At 67.4% G+C, this 16,668-nt stretch carries 16 protein-coding genes; 5 read left to right on the top strand and 11 right to left on the bottom strand.

The genetic code is table 11. From position 1 onward, the window contains the following. Positions 1-45: 45 nt before the first annotated feature. The 3 genes from BLS74_RS26745 to BLS74_RS26735 all read left to right on the top strand — a co-directional run bounded on the left by BLS74_RS26745 (position 46) and on the right by BLS74_RS26735 (position 3,245). Positions 46-903 (top strand): universal stress protein, encoded by an 858-nt coding sequence (locus BLS74_RS26745; protein WP_093110195.1) that lies wholly within the window; start codon positions 46-48, stop codon positions 901-903. Between the two features lie 235 nt (positions 904-1,138). Beyond that, complete coding sequence (locus BLS74_RS26740; protein ID WP_093110194.1) at positions 1,139-2,923, top strand: PQQ-dependent methanol/ethanol family dehydrogenase; 1,785 nt, start codon at positions 1,139-1,141, stop codon at positions 2,921-2,923. Position 2,924: 1 nt separating this feature from the next. Continuing rightward, a complete protein-coding gene (locus BLS74_RS26735) occupies positions 2,925-3,245 on the top strand; it encodes a high-potential iron-sulfur protein (RefSeq protein WP_093110193.1) in 321 nt (106 codons plus the stop codon). A 292-nt stretch (positions 3,246-3,537) separates the two neighbouring features. Here the strand turns inward: BLS74_RS26735 and BLS74_RS26730 are convergent, their stop codons facing one another. The 9 genes from BLS74_RS26730 to BLS74_RS26685 form a co-directional block, all read right to left on the bottom strand. Then, complete coding sequence (locus BLS74_RS26730) at positions 3,538-4,524, bottom strand: tripartite tricarboxylate transporter substrate binding protein (RefSeq protein ID WP_093110192.1); 987 nt, start codon at positions 4,522-4,524, stop codon at positions 3,538-3,540. Next, complete coding sequence (locus BLS74_RS26725; protein WP_093110191.1) at positions 4,521-5,363, bottom strand: ABC transporter permease; 843 nt, start codon at positions 5,361-5,363, stop codon at positions 4,521-4,523. The genes BLS74_RS26730 and BLS74_RS26725 overlap by 4 nt, the downstream gene beginning before the upstream one ends. Continuing rightward, entirely contained in the window at positions 5,356-6,336 is a 981-nt protein-coding gene (locus tag BLS74_RS26720; protein WP_170855716.1) for a PQQ-dependent catabolism-associated beta-propeller protein, read from the bottom strand. The genes BLS74_RS26725 and BLS74_RS26720 overlap by 8 nt, the downstream gene beginning before the upstream one ends. Positions 6,337-6,356: 20 nt before the next feature. After that, positions 6,357-7,070 (bottom strand): ABC transporter ATP-binding protein, encoded by a 714-nt coding sequence (locus BLS74_RS26715; protein ID WP_093110189.1) that lies wholly within the window; start codon positions 7,068-7,070, stop codon positions 6,357-6,359. Then, a complete protein-coding gene (gene pqqE / locus BLS74_RS26710) occupies positions 7,064-8,266 on the bottom strand; it encodes a pyrroloquinoline quinone biosynthesis protein PqqE (RefSeq protein WP_093110188.1) in 1,203 nt (400 codons plus the stop codon). Before pqqE ends, BLS74_RS26715 begins: the two co-directional genes overlap by 7 nt. Before the next feature lie 8 nt (positions 8,267-8,274). Beyond that, positions 8,275-8,529: a pyrroloquinoline quinone biosynthesis peptide chaperone PqqD gene (pqqD, locus tag BLS74_RS26705; protein WP_093110187.1), complete on the bottom strand. Its 255-nt coding sequence runs from the start codon at positions 8,527-8,529 to the stop codon at positions 8,275-8,277. After that, on the bottom strand, positions 8,526-9,302 hold the full coding sequence (gene pqqC / locus BLS74_RS26700) for a pyrroloquinoline-quinone synthase PqqC (protein WP_244504010.1): 777 nt from the start codon (positions 9,300-9,302) through the stop codon (positions 8,526-8,528). Before pqqC ends, pqqD begins: the two co-directional genes overlap by 4 nt. Beyond that, entirely contained in the window at positions 9,299-10,231 is a 933-nt protein-coding gene (gene pqqB / locus BLS74_RS26695) for a pyrroloquinoline quinone biosynthesis protein PqqB (protein ID WP_093110186.1), read from the bottom strand. The genes pqqC and pqqB overlap by 4 nt, the downstream gene beginning before the upstream one ends. A 401-nt stretch (positions 10,232-10,632) precedes the next feature. After that, positions 10,633-12,750, bottom strand: a complete 2,118-nt coding sequence (locus tag BLS74_RS26685) for a sigma-54-dependent Fis family transcriptional regulator (protein WP_093110184.1) — start codon at positions 12,748-12,750, stop codon at positions 10,633-10,635. A gap of 293 nt (positions 12,751-13,043) precedes the next feature. On the opposite strand from BLS74_RS26685, the gene pedF reads away from it, so the two are divergent. Together pedF and BLS74_RS26675 are read left to right on the top strand one after the other, a co-directional pair. Continuing rightward, entirely contained in the window at positions 13,044-13,571 is a 528-nt protein-coding gene (pedF, locus tag BLS74_RS26680) for a cytochrome c-550 PedF (protein ID WP_093110183.1), read from the top strand. A 13-nt stretch (positions 13,572-13,584) separates the two neighbouring features. After that, positions 13,585-14,436 (top strand): substrate-binding periplasmic protein, encoded by an 852-nt coding sequence (locus BLS74_RS26675; protein WP_093110182.1) that lies wholly within the window; start codon positions 13,585-13,587, stop codon positions 14,434-14,436. 54 nt (positions 14,437-14,490) lie between these two features. On the opposite strand, the gene BLS74_RS26670 is transcribed toward BLS74_RS26675, so the two are convergent. Together BLS74_RS26670 and adh are read right to left on the bottom strand one after the other, a co-directional pair. Then, positions 14,491-14,871, bottom strand: a complete 381-nt coding sequence (locus tag BLS74_RS26670; RefSeq protein WP_093110181.1) for a DUF779 domain-containing protein — start codon at positions 14,869-14,871, stop codon at positions 14,491-14,493. Positions 14,872-14,873: 2 nt separating this feature from the next. Further along, positions 14,874-16,394 (bottom strand): aldehyde dehydrogenase, encoded by a 1,521-nt coding sequence (gene adh / locus BLS74_RS26665; RefSeq protein WP_093110180.1) that lies wholly within the window; start codon positions 16,392-16,394, stop codon positions 14,874-14,876. Positions 16,395-16,668 lie beyond the last annotated feature (274 nt).

Here is a 16,668-nt window from a genome sequence, read left to right as displayed (position 1 = left end):
ATCGATCAATCGAAGATGGTCGCATTTCGTTGGAACGGAAGATCCATGAATATCGGAACCATCCTCGTCCACCTGGACCACACGGAGCGGTGTGCCGCGCGCGTCGAGCTCGCCGCGCGCTTGGGCCGCGCGCACGGCAGCCATCTTGTCGGGCTCGTGCCGACGGGCCTTCTCGATGGCACCGCGCCGATGGATGCGGATCCGATGCGCAGCACCGAATTCATCGCGGCTGCCGCTGACGGCCTGCGCCTGCGTGCGGAGGCGACCGCCCATGTCTTCAGGGACCTGGTGCGTGGGCCAGGGTCGTTGTCGTACGACGTGCGGCTGGTCGACGGCGAGCCCGTGAATGCGATTGTCCATCACGGTCACGCCAGCGATCTGCTCATCGTGGGGCAGGTCGACTACGCCAAGGTAGACCACGACAAGACCGCAGACATGGTGGCGCGTGATCTGCCCGAGCAGATCGTCTTGCACTCGGGGCGGCCCGTGCTCATCGTTCCTTGCGCCGGTCATTTTCCGGAGGTGGGCAAGAACGTCCTGGTCGCCTGGGACGGCACGCGCGAGGCGGCCATGGCATTGCGCGACGCGCTACCGCTGTTCGCCGAATCGGCGCGGGTCACGCTGGTGTCGTTGCGCAAGGAAGGTGATGCGGAAGCGGCCGCCAAGCGCTGCATTTCAGAGACCATCGCCTGGCTTTGGCGGCACGGCGTTGAGGCGAAGGCCGAGCAGTACATGACCACCATCGGCTTCGCGGACACCTTGCTCTCTTGCGCGGTGAGCATGGGCGTGGATCTGATGGTGATGGGCGCCTATGGGCACACCCGCCTGCGGGAACTCGTGCTCGGTGGTGTCACCCGCGAGATCCTTGCACGCATGAACGTGCCGGTCCTGATGGCGCATTGAAGCCAGCGGGGCTGGGGCCCGCTGGTGTGCCGTGATGTCACGGTCACTGGCGCCCCGACTGCTCAAGCATGTAGCAATGCAGCGGGAAAACCCGCAGCTCGCTGACCCCATCCGGCACATCGGCAGGCTCACCGAGCCGTTTGCGACATGGCATGGACATTGCCCTCGATCAACGTGGAGGACGCAGCCAACAGGCCGTGTTCGACCCGCGATCAACCCTTGAGGAGACCACCCCATGCAACTGAAACTCTTGACCGTTCTCGTGTCCGCCGCTCTGGCTGCCACGGCGTCCCACGCCGTCGTGACAGACAAGATGATCGATAACGAAGCCACCGCCACCGGCGATGTCCTGACCTGGGGCTTGAACACCCAGGGCCAACGCTATTCACCGCTCAAGCAGGTGAATGTCGCCACTGTCGGCAAGCTCGCGCCGGTGTGGGCGTTCTCCTTCGGCGGCGAGAAGCAGCGCGGGCAGGAGTCGCAGCCGGTCCTGCACAACGGCAAGATGTTCGTCACCGCGTCGTACTCTCGCCTTTTCGCGCTCGATGCAACCACCGGCCAGAAGCTGTGGAAGTACGAGCACCGGTTGCCCGAAGGCATCATGCCCTGCTGCGATGTCGTCAACCGCGGTGCCGCGCTGTACGGCAACCTGGTGATCTTCGCCACGCTCGATGCGCAACTCGTGGCGCTCGACCAGGACACGGGCAACGTGGTCTGGAAGGAAAAGATCGACGACTACAAGGCCGGCTATTCGGCCACCGCCGCACCGATCATCGCCAACGGCTTGATCCTCACCGGCGTGTCCGGTGGCGAGTTCGGTGTGGTCGGCCGCGTCGAGGCCCGCAACGCCAAGACCGGACAGCTGGTCTGGACGCGCCCCACCGTCGAGGGCCACATGGGCTACGTCTACGACTCCGATGGCAACGCCAAGGAAAACGGCATCTCCGGCACCACCAACCAGAGCTGGCCGGGCGACCTGTGGAAGACCGGCGGCGCAGCCACCTGGCTTGGTGGCACCTACGACAGCAAGACCGGCCTGGCCTACTTCGGCACCGGAAACCCCGCGCCGTGGAACAGCCACCTGCGCCAGGGCGACAACCTGTTCTCCTGCGCCACCGTGGCCATCGACGTGAAGACCGGCCAGATCAAGTGGCACTACCAGGCCACGCCCAACGACAGCTGGGACTTCGACGGCGTGAACGAGTTCGTGACCTTCGACCTGGACGGCAAACGCGTGGGCGGCAAGGCGGATCGCAACGGCTTCTTCTACGTGAACGACGCCGCCACCGGCAAGCTGATCAACGCATTTCCGTTCGTCAGGAAGATCACCTGGGCGAGCAGCATCGACCTGAAGACCGGCCGCCCCAACTTCATCGCCGACAACCGGCCCGGCGACCCGACCGCGAGCGCGGAAGGCAAGAAGGGCAGCCCGGTCTTCGCCGCGCCCGGCTTCCTCGGTGGCAAGAACCAGATGCCGATGGCTTACAGCCCCGACACGAAGATGTTCTACGTGCCCGCCAACGAATGGGGCATGGACATCTGGAACGAACCCGTTGCCTACAAGAAGGGCGCGGCCTACCTTGGCGCCGGCTTCACGATCAAGCCGCTCAACGACGACTACATCGGCGCGCTGCGCGCGGTCGATCCGAAGACCGGCAGGATCGTGTGGGAAGTGAAGAACGGCGCGCCGCTGTGGGGCGGTGTGCTGACCACCGGCGGCAACCTCGTGTTCTGGGGCACGCCCGAAGGCTATCTGAAGGCGGCCGATGCCAAGACCGGCAAGGTGGTGTGGCAGTTCCAGACCGGCTCCGGCGTCGTGGCGCCGCCGGTCACCTGGCAGCAGGGCGGCGAGCAGTACGTGAGCGTGGTCTCCGGCTGGGGGGGCGCCGTGCCCCTGTGGGGCGGCGAGGTGGCCAAGAAGGTGAACTTGCTCGAACAGGGCGGGATGGTATGGGTGTTCAAGATTCCCAAGGCCACCAGTGCTGCGAGCGCGGCGAAGACCAACGTTGTCGGAGACTGAGATGAAAGACACGACGCGGCGCATCTTCATCACTCGAACCCTTGCAAGCGGCTGCGCCATGCTTGCATCCTCCGCAGTCACGCAAGCCGCACCGGCGCGCGTCGACGAGGCCGACGAGACGGCCCAGGCCCTCGGCTACAAGCACGACACCGCCAAGGTGGACAAGAAGCGCTTTCCCAAGCACAGCGCCACGCAGCGTTGCACGAACTGCTCCTTCTTCCAGGGCGGTGCCTCCGACGAATGGGGTGGCTGCGCGATGTTCGGGCGCAAGCAGATCGCAGGTCCCGGCTGGTGCAGCGCGTGGGCGCCCAAGCCCGGCTGAAAAACTTGTCGCGCGTTCCTGTTTTTTGTCCATGTCACGGGAACGCGCCTGCATGTCATGAGACACGCCGTTGGCATCGGCGGCCACCCAATGGTTCGGTGGCGCGCCCGCCAAGGGGGGATGGGGGCGAGGTCGATCGGCGCGAAGACGCAGGCGACCAGCGCCTTCGCGGTGGCGTCCTGCTGGAGGATCGGCCGCCCCGGGAAGCTGCGCATCCCGTTCGCCGACGATCACCGGCGGCGGAAAGCGCAGCGGCTCGCGACGGTCGCCATCACCCGGGCCTCGCCGCACATCACTCCTGGCCGGGCCTCAGCCCCAGCCGTTCGACGATGCGCTGCTGCGCCGCGAAGGATTCGCGCATGCTGCGGCCATAGTCCGCGCTGCCCAGGTAGGCGATCTCTTGGTCGTACCTGGCCAACTCCGCAATGTGCCGAGGGTCGAACAACGCCGTCTTGAACGCATCGTGCAGCGTGCGCAGCACGGAGGCCGGCAGGCCGCGCGGACCGGCCAGGCCGTAGGGCGACATCGCGACGATGCCATGGCCCAGCTCGTCCAGGGTCGGCACGTTCGGCCAGCGCCCGGTGCGCGCCGCGCCGAAGGTCGCCAGTAGACGCAGCCGGCCCGAATCAACATAGGGAGCGAAACCGTTGGAGTTGACGCCCGCCATCACCTGGTCCGAGGCCACCGCCACCATCTGCTCGGCGGTTCCCTTGTAGGGAACATGGATGTAGCTCAGACCGTGCCGCGCGAACAAGCCGTCCAGCACGACATGCGGTGTCGTGCCGATGCCGTTGGTGGCGATGCTCAGTTCGCCGGGGTGCGCGGCGGCATGGCCCAGCAGGTCGTCGACGCTGCGCAAGGCGCTCGCCGCAGGCACGACCAGGCCGAAGGTCACGCCGCTGATCTGCAGGATGGGCGTGGTGTCGCGGATCGGGTCCCAGGCGACCTTCTGCGTGTGCGGCGCGCGGAACACCGGCTGCGGCATCTGCGCCAGGGTGTAGCCATCGGGCGGCGCCTGCTGCAGCACCGGCATCGCCAGCGTGCCGCCGGCGCCGCCGCGGTTTTCGATCAGGATCCTCTGACCCAGCTGTCGGCCGGCAAGGTCGGCCAGCAGGCGCAGCGTGACGTCGGTGGCACCGCCCGCCGGCCATGGCACCCACAGCGAGATGGGGCGCTGCGGAAACGAGGTATCGCTGCCGGGCTGGGCATGAACCCAGGGCGCGGCGCTCGCTGCTGCTGTGGCCGCTGCACAGAACAGGACGCGACGTCGCGAGATCATGCCGCCCCCCGCTGCGCCAGGGTGCCGAAGCCGCGCTGCGGCTCGTAGCCCCGGCACGCCAGCGTGAAGCACAGCAGCAACGTGACCAGGACGATCAGCGGCGCGATCCCGGGATCCTTGCCATAGAGCGCGAAGCGGATCCACTCGACGGCGTGCGTGAACGGGTTGAGCTGCGCTGCGCGCCACACCCACGTCGCGCCCGACTCTTCCAGCTTCCACAGCGGGTACAGCGCAGTCGACAGGAAGTACATCGGGAAGATGACGAAGTTCATCGCGCCGGCGAAGTTCTCGAGCTGCTGCACGTACACCGACAGCAGCAGCCCCAGCGACGCAAGCATCAGCGCGGCGGCGAGCGTGGCACCGAACGCGTGCAGCAGCGATAGCGCGTCCATCGGCAGCGTCGTGCCCAGCAAGGCGGCCACAGCCACGAAGGCCAGCACCTGCACCAGGCTCAGCAGCGCGGCCGCGACCAGCTTGCACAGCAGCAGCCACCAGCGGGGCAGGGGCGCCGTGAGCAACAGTCGCATCAGACCCATCTCGCGGTCGTAGACCATCGCCAGCGACGACTGCATGCCATTGAACAGCAGCACCATGCCGACAAGCCCGGGAGCGATATACAAGTCGTAGGGAATGTAGGTGTCGTACGGCTCGACGATGGCGACTCCGAACACGTTGCGAAAGCCGGCTGCAAACACCGCCAGCCACAGCACCGGGCGCACCAGCGCCGAGACGAGCCGCGCCCTCTGCCGCGCGAACCTGATCAGCTCGCGCAGCACGATGGCGCGCATGGCTTGCAGCGCATGCGCGGCGCAAGCGCGTGCCGCGTGCGACTCAGTCATCGACGACCACCGTGTGCGGCACGCGGCCGACGGACAGCGTCTTCAGCGCCTTGGCGCTGGCGGTGTCGACCACCGTCATGTCGTCCGACAGGCCATTGACCACGAACAGACGCGAGCCGTCGCGGTTCAGTCCGAGACCCCAGGCACGCTTGCCGACAAGCACCAGCCGGTTCGCCTTGCGTGAGGCCACGTCGACGAAGGCCACGTGGTTGGCGCGGCCGAGCCCCACGTACATCGTTCTGCCGTCGCGCGACAGCGTGAGCCCGACCGGCGTGATGTCGTCGGCGCGCATGCCTTTCACCTCGAAGGAGATGGTGGCCACCACCGCCAGGTCGTGGACCGAGATGACGCTGACGCTGCTGCCGAGCTCGTTGCTGACCCACAGCTCGCTGCCGTCGGCCGAGAACGCGAAGCGCCGCGGGCGCTTGCCCACCGCGATGTTCTTGACGATCTTCAGCGTGGCGGTGTCGACCACGTGCACCAGGTTCGCGACTTCCGAGCTCACGTAGACGCGCTTGCCGTCGGCGGCGACCTTCACGCCCTCGGGCTCCTTGCCGAGCGGCACGCTCTTGACCAGCTTCTTCGCGACGAGGTCGAAGACGTTGAGCGCGCCGTCCTCCTCGGCCGACACATAGGCGGTGCGGCCATCGGGCGACAGGTCGAAGACCTCGGGGTCATCGCCGAGCGGCACGCTGCCGACCGAGCGGCGGCTCGCCAGGTCGATGATGTCGGCGCGGCCGGAATCGCTGCATGCGACCATCAGCTGCGTGTCGGCGCGAAGCCGCTGCATGTGGCGCGGGCGCTTGCAGGTCGAGATGGTGCCCACCACGGCGAGCGTCTTCAGGTCGACCATCGTGATCGCATGGTCCTTCTCGCTGGAGATGTAGGCAAGCCCGCTGTCCTTCGCATGGACGGTGGGGGCGCTCAGCGTGGCCGCCAGCAGCAGCATCGGGAGCAGGAAGAGGGGTTTCATGGGCTTCATGCGCCGGCGGCTCAGCGGGTGGCATTGAGGAAGGCTGTCTCGAGCGTCGGCCCGCCGAGAGCCGCGGTGACTGCGGCCGGTGTTCCCTCGGCCAGCAACTCGCCACGGTGCAGCACCAGCACGCGGTCGGCGCCTTCGGCCTCGGACACCAAGTGGGTGGCCCACAGGACCGTCACGCCTCGCTCGCGCACCTCTTGGTGCAGGCCGTCGATCAGGTCGCGACGGGACTTCGGATCGAGGCCGACGGTGGCCTCGTCCATCAACAGGAGTTCGGGCCGGTGCAGCAGCGCGCGCACCAGTTCGACCTTGCGCCGGCTGCCGCCCGAGAGTTCTCGCACGCGCCGCCCCAGGTCGGCCACGAGGCCGAAGCGCGCCGCTTCGAAGGCGATGCGCTCGGCGGCCGCAGCGCGCGGCAGGCCCTGCAGGTCGGCGTGGAACTGCAGGTTGCGCGCGACGCTCAGGTCGAGGTCGAGCGACTGCTGCTGGAACACCACGCCGATGTGCGCCAGCGCGCGTCGCGCGTCGCTGCGCATCGACAGGCCTGCCACTTCCACATCGCCCGCATCGGCCGCGAACAGGCCTGTGAGCACCTGGAACAGCGTCGACTTGCCGGCCCCGTTGGGCCCGAGGAGGACGGCGAAGCTGCCGCGTGCGATCGAGATGCTGAGCGCGTTGAGCGCCACCCGCGCGCCGTAGCGCTGGGTGAGCTGGTGGACTTTCAGCATGGCGCGGCCTGCGAAGCCGAGAGCGCGCGCGAATTCTCGTCGCTGCGGTAGATCAGCCCGGCCTGCTTCGCCGCACCCGGCACGAAGCGCAAGGGCTGCACCGGCATGCCGCATTGCCCGGCGTGCGCGCGTTCGGTGTCCGCATCGGCGAGCATGGCGTCGATGCGCCCGCGGCGTTCGCTCTTCGGGCACACCGGGTCGGTGGCCGCGGCATCGCCCGTCACCAGGAAAGCCTGGCAGCGGCAGCCGCCGAAGTCGTGGTCCTTTTCGTCGCAGTCGCCGCAGGTGCTGCTCATCCACGACTGGCCGCGGTAGCGGTTGAACGCGTCGCTCTCGTACCAGGCCTCGCGCACCGAGGCATGGCGCAGGTCCGGGAACGCGATGCCGGGCAGCATGCGCGCGCTGTGGCATGGCAGTGCGCTGCCGTCGGGCGCCACCACCATGAACAGCGAGCCCCAGCCGGCCATGCAGGGCTTGGGTTTGGCGTCGGCATAGTCGGGCGAGACCCACAGCACCTTCATGCGGCCGTCGAGGCGATCGCGGTGCACCATGACGACCGCCTCGGCGTCGCGCAGCTCGTCGACGGTTGGCATCAGGGCCGCGCGGTTCTGCCAGGCCCAGCCGTAGTACTGCGTGTTGGCAAGCTCGAGGTAGTCGGCGCCCATGCGCTCGGCCATGTCGATGATTCGGCCCACATGCGGCAGGTTGAAACGGTGCATGACACAGTTCAGCACCATCGGGTATCCCTGCGCCTTGATGATCGCGGCGACCTTCGACTTCAGTTCGAAGGTGCGGGTCGAGCTGATGAAGTCGTTGAGTTCGCGCGTCGAGTCCTGGAACGAGAGCTGGATGTGGTCGAGCCCGGCCGACTTCAGTGCCTTCGCGCGGGCCTCGGTGAGGCCAACGCCCGAGGTGATGAGGTTGGTATAAAAGCCGAGCTGGCGCGCATGTGCGACCAGCGCTTCGAGGTCGTCGCGCAGCAGGGGCTCGCCGCCCGAGAAGCCGAGCTGCACGGCGCCAAGCGCACGCGCCTCGCCGAGCACGCGCTTCCAGGTCGCGGTGTCCAGCTCGCTGTCATGCCGGGCGTAGTCGACCGGGTTGGAACAGAACACGCAATGCAGCGGGCAGCGGTAGGTCAGCTCCGCCAGCAGCCACATGGGAGGCCGGATCATCGTGCTGTTGGCGGCGGCTTGCATCGTCGCCCCTATTGCAGCCAGCCGCGCTGCCTGGCCTGGCTGAGAAACGCGCAGACGTCGCCGGCGAGCCCGGGCTGTCCGAACGCGAGCTCGAGCTCCGCCACGATCTGGTCCACCGAGCGGCAACCGTCGCAGCGCCGCAGGATCTCGGCGGCTGGCGTGTTGAGCCTGACCATGCCTTCCGGATAGAGCAGCACCCAGCTGTCCTGCGCCGGCTCGAACTGCAGCCGGAACATTGTCGCCACGTTGGGCCTGGCGTTCATGGCTGCGACTCCAACGACAGGTCGTCGGGGTAGGCGCGCTCGATGGCGTCGAGCATCGACCACAGGATGTCCAGCTTGAACTGCAGGATGGCAATCGCGCGCTCCTGGCGTGCACGCGTGCTGCACCAGCGCCGCGCCACTTCGAGCCCGTGCTCGACATCGCGCGTGGCGAGCGGGATGCGATGGCGAAAGTAGGCGAGGCCGTCCGCTTCGATCCATGGGTACAGCGTCGGCCAGCCCGCCAGCCGGTCCGCGTGGATCCTCGGCGCGAACATCTCGGTCAACGACGAGATCGCCGCCTCTTCCCACGGCCTGCTGCGCGCGAAGTTCACATAGGCGTCGACGGCGAAGCGCACGCCTGCCTGGACATGGCGATGCGACCAGAGGTCTTCGCGGCGCAGGCCGACGGCCTCACCGAGACGGCTCCAGGCCTCGATGCCGCCCGCATTGCTGCCGCCGAAGTCGCCGCGGCCGTCATGGTCGAGGATGCGTTCGATCCAGCGCCGGCGCTGCGCACGGTCGGTGCAGTTGGCCAGTACCGCCGCATCCTTCTGCGGAATGTTGACCTGATAGTAGAAGCGATTCGCCACCCATCCCCGAACCTGGAACGGCTGCAGTTCGCCACGGTTCAGGCGCTTGTTGAAGGGGTGGTGGATGTGATAGTCCTTCTCGCAGTCGCGAAGCCTGGCCTCGAAGGCCGAAGCGCTCCACGGTTCGTGCGCGTCGCCCTGATCGGCCGCCGGCGGGGCGCTCTGGAACAGTTCGGTATTCACAGCGTGATCTCCATTCCGTCGTAGGACACCTCGATGCCGTGCGCCTCTAGCACGCGGCGCTGCGGACTGCCTTCGTCGAGGATCGGGTTGCTGTTGTTGATGTGGATGAGCACCTTGCGTCGTGCGGTCGTGGCCCGCATCACATCGACCATGCCGGTGCGCACTGCGCTGGCGCTCTGCGGCAGGTGACCCATCTCGGTGGCGGTCTTGCCGCTCAGGCCGGCACGCTGCATTTCGTCTTCTTCCCAGAAGGTGCCGTCGACCAACAGGCAGTCGGCATTGCTCATCCAGCGCAGCTCCTGGTTGCCCACCTCGGCGAGGCCCGGCGAGTAGAACAGGCGCCTGCCATCGCGCCGGTCTTCGATCAGCAGGGCGATGTTGTCGCCGACCATCTGCTCGCGACGGTGCGGCGAATACGGCGGCGCCTTGCCCGGGATGGCCAGCGCAGTGAAGCGCAGCGAGGCGAAGCCCTCGATCTCGAACTCGGCGCTCACCTGGTCGCCCGCCACCGGCAGCATGTGCCAGCGCGTGCCGCAATAGTGCTGGAGCACGTTCAACAGCGGCAGGCCGGTGGTGAGGTCTTCGAACACGCAGGGCGTGGCATAGAGGTCGATGCAAGGGCCTTCGCGCAGACCCAGCAGACCGGTGACGTGGTCGATCTGGGCGTCCATCAACACCACCGCCTTGATCGGCGTGTCGCGCAGCCCCTGCCGCGGGTGGAGCTGCGGATGGCTGCGAATCTGCTGGCCGATGTCGGGCGACGCGTTGAGCAGTACCCACGACTCACCGTCGGCCGACACGGCGATGGAGCTCTGCGTTCGCGCACGCGCGCTCAGCTCGCCTTGCCGCTGGCCGGCGCACAAGCGGCAGTTGCAGTTCCATTGCGGGAAGCCGCCGCCGGCGCCCGAGCCGAGCACGAGAATTTTCATGGGAAGGTGTGTCTGGTGTGACCGGCGGCGGCACATCGCATGCGAGGCGCCGCCGCCTGGGTCGAGCGGGTCAGCGGTTCGAGATGTACATCGTGATTTCGAAACCGAAGCGCATGTCTTCGAATGCGGGTTGCGACCATTGCATGAGAGTCTCCTTGGGGTTGTCATCCAAAGTCCGGGCAGGATTGCCGTGAGGACACACGCCGTTCCGCAAGACGCATGCCTGTGGCACGCTGGCCCAAAAAACTGGTGCTTGCCCCTAGGCACAGGCGTGCGCGGCCGGGTCTGCGCGATATCGAAAGGCAGGCGAAGGGCAAGCAAGGGGAATGTTGTGTTGCGACTGCTCCATCCGGGGACAGCGGCGTGCAGCGATGGCACAGGGATTTCCCGTGCCCGGGTGTTCAGCCGCCCTTGCCCCAGCGCAGCTTGCGGTAGATGGTGTTGCGGCTGATGCCCAGTCGCTTCGACGCAATGGAGATGTTGCCGTTCGCCGCCGCAAGGGCCGCGCGAATCATCTCGATCTCGGCTTCTCCGAGCGTGAGTGACGACGTGCCGTCGTAGGCGGTCTCGGCCGGCGGGGCGACGACGGTCGGCTCGGCGGGTCGGTCCACGGACGCCGGCGCGGGCACGTCAAGCGGCATGCTCGCCGCCGGGGCTGCGATGGCCGGGGCCGCTGCGGGAACGGACGAGCGGACCCGCTGCACGTCCTCGAGGAAGTCGTCCGACAGATGATGTTCGGTGATCTGCGGCGCGCCGGCCGCCATCACGGCGGCCGTGCGCAGCACGTTCGCGAGCTGGCGGATGTTGCCGGGCCATGCGTAGCGGCTGAACAGCGCCGACACGTGCGGGCTGATCTCCGGCGTGCCATGCGGGCACTCGGTCAGCAGGATGCGGCGTGCCACGACGCCGAGATCGCTGCGCTCGCGCAGCGCCGGCAGGCGCACGACCAGCCCGTTCAAGCGGTAGTACAGGTCTTCGCGGAACGTGCCGGCCTCGATCATCTCGCGCAAGTTGCGGTGGGTCGCCCCGATCACGGCGATGTCCACCGGAATCGACTTCTGGCTGCCCAGCGGCATCACGCAGCGCTCCTGGAGAACGCGCAGCAGCCGCGCCTGCAGGGCGAGCGGCATGTCGCCGATCTCGTCGAGGAACAGTGTGCCGCCGTTGGCTTGCACGATGCGCCCGCATGCGCCCTTGCGGCGTGCGCCGGTGAACGCGCCGTCTTCATAGCCGAACAGCTCGGCCTCGATCAGGGACTCGGGGATGGAGGCGCAGTTCACGGCCACGAAGGCCTGCCTGGAACGGTTCGAGTCCTGGTGCACCGCGCGCGCGAGCAGCTCCTTGCCGGTGCCGGTTTCCCCGAGGATCAGGAGCGGGATGTCGCGGTTCAGGACGCGCTGCACCTTCTGCACCATCGCCTCGATCTGCGTATCGCCGGTCTTCAGGTAGTGCAGGCCCGAGAAAGCGCTCGGTGGCGCGGCCGCGGCGTTGGCCGGATGAGGCGGCGGGCTCGCGTCGACCAGCACGGCTTCGCGGGCCGTGACGGCCTGCGATGCCGGTTCGTCGCCGCCCAGGCCGGCCATCATCGAGCGCGGCGTGCCGTTGAAGCGGGCCTTGACATAGAACTGCCGGCCGTTCGAAAGGCTCAGGCACATCGGCGTCGACAGCGGTGCCCGGAGATGGTCGAACATGGCCGGGACGGTGGTGCCGAACAGGCTGGTCAGGCTCTGCATTCGCAGCGCCGCGCTGCTCATGTCGAGCTGGTCCAGCGCGCTGCGATTGGCGCCGAGGATCTTGCCATCGGCGCCGACAACGATGATGCCTTCGAGCAAGGTGCCGATGAACTCGACGCGGCTGTGCAGGTGCAGCCGAAGCCGGTTGCCGAAGTCGTCCGACAGCCACTGGTTCTCGATCATGCGCGCCGACATGCGCACCAGCCCCATGGTGTGCTGGTGATACGAACGCTGGTCGCCGGTGACGTCGAGCACGCCGAGCATATTGCCGCGCGGATCGAAGATCGGGGCCGCCGAACAGGTGAGGAAGCTGTTCGCATGGATGAAGTGCTCGCCGCCGTGAACGACCGTGGGCGACTCCTCGAACAGCGCCGTGCCGATGGCGTTGGTCCCCTTCGAATGCTCGGCCCAGTTGACGCCCGGCGACAGTGCCACTTTGCCGGCGCGTTCGAGAAACTTGTCGTCCCCGACCGAGTGCAGGATCGTTCCCTGGGCATCGGCCAGCACGATCATGCTCTCGGTGTTCACGATCTGCTCGAACAGCATCTCCATCACCGGCGCCGCGTGCGTGAACAGGCGCTGGTTGCGCTCCCGCGCCACGCTGAGGTCGCTGCGCATCAGGGGTTCGAAGTCGGGGCGCTCGATGCGGGTCAACCCTAGTGCGGCGCAGCGCTGATGCGACTGCTCGATCAGTTCCGTGCGCGCGGCCTGCCGCACGAAAGGCAGTGCAGACGGCGTCGTCCAGGTCTTGGCGTTCGTGACCAAGGCGCGATGGGTTGCGGACATCTTTGTGTCTCCTCTGCGCCTGCCGAGGCAGGTTGTCTCCGTCGAATAACCACGCGCCGGGCCGTTGTCACCAGCTGCGTGGCACTGCTGCGTTTTGGCACAGCTCTCCGGGTCTGTTGCAAAGCACGCCGGCCAAAGTGGCAAGGATGCCGCGGTGCCGGCCGTGCGGCTTGATCTGGAGCAACTGGGCGATCGATCACAGGCAATTTGTGTTCCCACCTGCAACACCGGCGCGTGGCACGGCGTTTGCAGACCGAGCTCATCTTTCAACACGACCATGACGGAGACCTGACATGAAGCGAAACGGAAATCTGCCGGCCGCATCCACCCCGCCCAGCCACCGGCGCGGGCGCATTGCCTTGCGCCACGGCGCCTGGCTGCTGGCCATCGCCGCTTGCGCCGCAAGCCCCGCCGTGTGGGCGCACGGCGACGTGACGCCGCAGGCCGTCGACACCTCGGCGCTGCCGAAGCTCGGCCAGGAGTGGCGTCCCGAGAACCCGTTCCGGGCCAACGACGCCGCCGTCAAGATCGGCACGTCGGCCTACAACCAGAACTGCGCCCGCTGCCATGGGCTGGAAGCGATCTCCGGCGGCATCGCGCCCGACCTGCGCAAGATCGACAACGAATGCGCAGCGCTCAAGGACAGCGCCAAGAAGGCGGCCTGCGTGAAGGAGATCGACGAGTTCTACCTCACGACCGTTCGCCAGGGGCGCACGCGCAACGGCGCGGTGTACATGCCGCCGTTCGAAGGGGTCATGAACCAGGAAGCCATCTGGGCGATCAAGGCCTATCTCGAAACGCGCCGTGACAAGCCGTTCTAGGCGGGGTGGGACCATGAAACCCACGACAGCGAGCCGTCGCGACTGCCTGCGCTGGCTGGGCGCGTCCGGCGCTGCAGCCCTGGCATGCGCGCCGCTGCACCTGCGGGCGACGCCACTGGAGCGCGTGCGCGAGCGCGGCGCGCTGACGGTCGGCCTCTACCACGACATGCCGCCGTTCCACGTCGGCGGCCAGGGCATCGACGTGGAGCTGGCGCGCGCCCTGGCCGAATCGCTGGGCGTCAGGCTCTCGCTGCTGCCGTTCCATGCCGACGACAACATGAACGACGACTTGCGCAACATGGTGTGGCGCGGCCATTACCTCGGCTACGGCCCGGCCGACGTGTTGCTGCACGTGCCGGTCGACCGGCCGCTGATGGAAGGCAACCCGCAGGTCAGCGTCTTCGCGCCGTACTACCGCGATCGGGTCGTGATGGCACGCCAGCTCGAGCGCGTGCCGCGGCTCGAGACGCTGTCCCAGTTGGGCGCCGACAAGGTGGCGGTGCCTGGCCAGTCGCTCGCGGGCTGGTTGCTGATCGGCGCCGATGGCGGCGCCTACCGCAACCAGTTGATCACGCAATGGAAGGACGGCGCCGAGACGGCACGCGCGCTGTTGCGCGGCGAGGTGGCGGTGGCCGCAGGACTGGCGTCGGAGATGGAGTCGGTGCTGCGCGGCGACCCGCGCTTCGCCATCGCGCCGATGCCTTCGCCGCGGGCGCCGCGCGACGGATGGGCCGTCGGCATGGCCGTCAAGCGTGATGCCACCGAGCTGGCGCAGGCGCTGCAGCGCGCGGTGAACGAAATCGCGGCCAGCGGCCGGCTGCGTCAGATCTTCGAGCACGGCAACCTCGCGTGGCAAGCCGCATGACGCGCGAAAAACCCGGCAGCCTGCTGCCGGGTTCGCGTGAGCTGCGCCGCGGCGCTAGAGCCTTCCGCGCGCTTCGAGCACCTTCCACTCCGCGTCGTCGTACAGGCGCGAGCGCGTGAGAAAGCGCAGGCCGGTCGGGCGCTCGAGCGAGAACATGCCGCCGTTGCCCGCCACCGCATCGATGATGAGATGCGTATGCTCCCAATACGCGAACTGGGCCCGGCTCATGTAGAACGGCGTGCCCGCGATCTCGCCCAGGCAGACGTCCGAATCGCCGGTGACGAACTCGCCGGCGGCGAAGCACATCGGTGCGCTGCCGTCGCAGCAGCCGCCGGACTGGTGGAACATCAGCGGCCCGTGCACGGCGCGCAGGCGCTCGATGAGCGCCTGCGCGGCCGGCGTGGCGGACACGCGGCTGACGCCGTCTTCGGGCATCTTCAGAAGAATCCCAGCTTGTTCTGGCTGTAGCTCACCAGCAGGTTCTTGGTCTGCTGATAGTGGTCCAGCATCATCTTGTGGTTCTCGCGGCCGATGCCCGACTGCTTGTAGCCGCCGAAGGCCGCATGGGCCGGATAGGCGTGATAGCAATTGGTCCACACGCGTCCCGCCTGGATGCCGCGGCCCATGCGGAAGGCACGCGCGCCATCGCGGGTCCACACGCCGGCGCCCAGTCCGTAGAGCGTGTCGTTGGCGATCTCCAGCGCCTCTTCTTCCGTCTTGAAGGTCGTCACCGACAGCACCGGGCCGAAGATTTCTTCCTGGAAGATGCGCATCTTGTTGTGGCCCTTGAAGACCGTGGGCTTGACGTAGTAGCCAGCGCCGAGTTCACCGACCTGCGTATTGCGTTCGCCACCGATCAGGCATTGCGCGCCTTCCTGCTTGCCGAGATCGATGTACGACAGGATCTTCTCCATCTGCTCCTGGGAGGCCTGCGCACCAATCATGGTGGACGGGTCCAACGGATGGCCCTGCTTGATGGCCTCGACCCGCTTGATCGCGCGCTCGATGAAGCGCTCGTAGATCGACTCCTGCACCAGCGCCCGGCTCGGGCAGGTGCAGACCTCGCCCTGGTTCAGCGCGAACATCGCGAAGCCCTCGAGCGCCTTGTCGAAGAAGGCGTCGTCCGCCGCCATGACGTCCTCGAAGAAGATGTTGGGCGATTTGCCCCCCAGCTCCAGGGTCACGGGAATGATGTTCTGGCTCGCGTACTGCATGATCAGCCGGCCGGTGGTGGTTTCGCCCGTGAAGGCGATCTTCGCGATGCGCTTGCTCGACGCCAGCGGCTTGCCCGCCTCCAGCCCGAAGCCGTTGACCACGTTGAGCACGCCGGGCGGCAGCAGGTCGCCGATCAGCTCCATCAACACCAGGATCGAGGCGGGCGTCTGTTCGGCCGGCTTGAGCACCACGCAGTTGCCTGCGGCCAGCGCGGGGGCCAGCTTCCACACCGCCATGAGGATCGGGAAGTTCCACGGAATGATCTGCCCGACCACGCCCAGCGGCTCATGGAAGTGGTAGGCATAGGTGTCGTGATCGATCTCGCTGATGCCGCCTTCCTGCGCGCGGATGCAGCTGGCGAAATAGCGGAAGTGGTCGATGGCCAGCGGCATGTCGGCCGCCATCGTCTCGCGCAGCGGCTTGCCGTTGTCGATCGTCTCGGCCACGGCAAGCGTCTTGAGGTTCTGCTCCATGCGATCGGCGATCTTGAGCAGGACGTTGGCCCGTTCGGTGGGCGACGTGCAGCCCCAGGCCGCCTTCGCCTTGTGCGCAGCATCGAGCGCGGCTTCGATGTCCTTCGCGTTCGAGCGCGGGATGCTGGTGAAGGCCTGGCCGGTGATCGGTGTCAGGTTGTCGAAGTACTGGCCGTCGATCGGTGCAACCCACTCGCCGCCGATGTAGTTGCCGTATTGCTTCTTGTACGGGTTCGCAATGTCGAGGTGGGTCATTTCTGCCATGTCCATGAGTCGTCTCCTGTCGGGTGGTTGAAAAAAACGGATAGCGGGACGCGACGCGGCCCGCGGAGCGACTCAGTGCAAAGCGCGGGCCACGCCGCGGCGGCGTCATCGCGAACGACGCAAGCCGTTGTCAGGCATGGAGTTTTTCCGCCAGCCTGGCGCGGCGCGTCGTCGTTGCTCCAGCGGGCGGCTGTGCCGTCGAGGAGCAACTGCTGCAAAACGGATCACGTTGCACGTGCAGCCGCGCAGTACCGACTTGACGCACGCCAGCGGCCTTCAG

Source organism: Variovorax sp. CF079, assembly GCF_900101545.1.
Lineage (GTDB): Bacteria > Pseudomonadota > Gammaproteobacteria > Burkholderiales > Burkholderiaceae_C > Variovorax.
This window is presented reverse-complemented; position numbering and strand designations above follow the sequence as displayed.